This window comes from Caulobacter sp. (assembly GCF_049283275.1).
Taxonomy (GTDB): domain Bacteria; phylum Pseudomonadota; class Alphaproteobacteria; order Caulobacterales; family Caulobacteraceae; genus Caulobacter.
This window is the reverse complement of sequence record NZ_JBAPVS010000129.1, coordinates 1-2458: the sequence shown is the minus strand read 5'-3', so window position 1 is coordinate 2458 and position 2458 is coordinate 1. Positions and strand designations below refer to the sequence as shown.

2 protein-coding genes are annotated in these 2458 nt (G+C 68.0%); both read right to left on the bottom strand.

The window, feature by feature from the left end; translation table 11 throughout:
- Positions 1-171: 171 nt before the first annotated feature.
- Positions 172-1059: a hypothetical protein gene (locus WAL33_RS06235; RefSeq protein WP_422179541.1), complete on the bottom strand. Its 888-nt coding sequence runs from the start codon at positions 1057-1059 to the stop codon at positions 172-174.
- 152 nt (positions 1060-1211) lie between these two features.
- The gene (gene trxB / locus WAL33_RS06230) at positions 1212-2219 is read right to left on the bottom strand and encodes a thioredoxin-disulfide reductase (protein WP_422179539.1); all 1008 of its coding nucleotides are present in this window, start codon (positions 2217-2219) and stop codon (positions 1212-1214) included.
- Positions 2220-2458: the final 239 nt, after the last annotated feature.

The following is a 2458-nucleotide window of genomic DNA, read 5'->3' as shown; positions in this document are numbered from 1 at the left end:
GGAAGACATCGCCAAGATCAACAAGGCCCTGGGCGCGCTGGAGACCCCGGTGATCGACACCACGGTCACCACCGTCGAGGCCGCGCCGCCGCCGGCGCCCCCGCCCCCGCCGCCCAGGCCCCGGCCGCCGAGTTTGCTGACGCCGCTGAACTAGGGGTGATCCGGTGGGCGCTACTGGCCCCAGTTGACGTTGAACATCACCTCCCGGACCAGTCGCATCTGCGGCAGGAGTGCGGTTGCGCGCTTGGCGATCTTCCGGGGGACCGGTTGCATCCTGTAGCGATTGGGCCGGCACTTTCGCAGCCGGCCGTCGGGCGCCCATCGGCAGGTCAGCACCATGTAGGCGGTGGGCAGGTCGGCCGCGCCTGGGCCTGACGTCGGCGCGAGCGCAAGCCCGAGGTTCCACGGATTCACGGAAGCGTCCCACTGCGGCGGCCCTTGCATGGACCAAGCGCTGTGGGTCGAGAGCCGGACCTCCACTTCGTCGGGTGTCTCGAGGCCGAGGCGATAGGCTTGGGCAAGGGAGACCGCTGCGGCGCCGTATCCCTGGCCGACGGGAAACTCGGCGATGGCCGCGCAGTCGTAGAACCGGTCCGGCTGGGCCAGCGCTACGCGACACCGGACCGTCGCCATGCCGATAGGCTCGGCGTCATTGGGGCGCGCGGCCTCGATCGTGGCGCGGGCGGGCGCCTGGACAGGATCGATATCGGCGGCCCTGTCGCTGCCGCCGGGAGCCGGGAACGCGTAGAAGACATAGGACGGCTTGCCCGCCACCCGCGCCCGCACGTCGGCCGGGACCCGCATGATCCGGGTGAGCTTGATGAGGTTCTGTCCGAAGCCGAGATCGGGGCGTCCCTCGCCGACCACCACGCAGTCGGCGAGCTGCCCCCTGTCGTCGGGCACACATCGCACGCGCGCCCAGCTGGAGATACCCAGCCGCCACGCCCTGTCGGGAAAATAGCGGGCGGCGTCTTCAGGGTTCAGCGTGACGGGGAGATCCGCTGCGATGGGCGCCTGCGCCGCGGCATGGCCGCCCGGAAGGGCGAGCGCCGCCAGCATTCCAGCCGCGTACCGCCGCATGATGAGCCCGCCCCGATCTGCTTTCTGACTGGAAGCCTAGCTTAACAATGTCCGGTTGCAATCGAAATCGACGCACACCTAATCCGCTGCACCAACCTTTCTCCCGCAAGGGGAGAAGGATCAGGTCGTGATCACCAGACCCCGATCTTCTCGGCCTCATGGTGGGTGATCGGATGGTGGGCCTTCTTGTGGTCTTCCTCGGCCAGGAAGCGCACGGCCTCGAGCGCGGCCATGCAGCCCATGCCGGCCGCGGTCACGGCCTGGCGATAGATGTCGTCGGTGACGTCGCCGGCCGCGTAGACGCCGGCCACGGCGGTCGAGGTGGTGCCCGGGTTGACGGTCAGATAGCCGCCGGCGTGGGTTTCCAGCTGGTCCTTGAACAGCTCCGACGACGGGGCGTGGCCGATGGCGATGAACACGCCGTCGCAGGCCAGTTGCCGGGTCTCGCCGGTCTTGACGTTCTTCAGCCGCACGCCTGTGACGCCGGCCGGATCGGTGTCGCCCAGCACCTCGTCGATGGCGCTGTCCCAGATCACCTCGATCTTGGGATGGGCCAGCAGGCGCTCCTGCAGGATCATCTCGGCCCGCAGCTCGTCCTTGCGGTGGACCAGGGTCACCTTGCTGGCGAAGCTGGTCAGGAACAGGGCTTCCTCGACGGCCGTGTTGCCGCCGCCGACCACCACGACTTCCTTGTTGCGATAGAAGAAGCCGTCGCAGGTGGCGCAGGCGCTGACGCCGAAGCCCTGGAACTTGCTTTCGCTCTCCAGGCCCAGCCACTTGGCCTGGGCGCCGGTGGCGATGATCAGGGTCTCGGCGAACCACTCCTGACCGCTGTCGGTCTTGATGTGGAACGGACGCTTGGAAAGGTCGGCGGAGAGCACGATGTCGGCGACGAACTCGGTGCCCACATGCTCGGCCTGGGCCTTCATCTGGTCCATCAGCCACGGACCTTGGATCACGTCGGCGAAGCCGGGATAGTTCTCGACGTCGGTCGTGATGGTCAGCTGGCCGCCCGGCTGGATGCCGGCGATCAGCACGGGCTTGAGCAGCGCGCGGGCGGCATAGATGGCGGCGGTGTAGCCGGCGGGACCCGATCCAATGATCAGGCAGCGGGTGTGGCGGGGTTCGGGAGTCGACATAGGCCAGATATAGGGCCGATTCCGGTTGGATGCGATGCGACAGCGACGTGTTTTTGGGTAGGCGGCTGACTCGATCCTCCCCCTCTGGGGGAGGTGGCCCAGAGGGCCGGAGGGGGTTTCGCGGCGTGAGCCGTGGGAGGCCCCCTCAGTCGGCTTCGCCGACAGCTCCCCCAGAGGGGGAGCATCTTGACGCCTCGTCCACGATTTCAGGGTTAATATGGGCCAAAGCCCCACGAGCG

Bases quoted from the DNA above. Each gene is read 5' to 3' on its own strand.
- WAL33_RS06235 (WP_422179541.1), bottom strand. From the start codon at position 1,059: ATGCTGGCGGCGCTCGCCCTTCCGGGCGGCCATGCCGCGGCGCAGGCG.
- trxB (WP_422179539.1), bottom strand. From the start codon at position 2,219: ATGTCGACTCCCGAACCCCGCCACACCCGCTGCCTGATCATTGGATCG.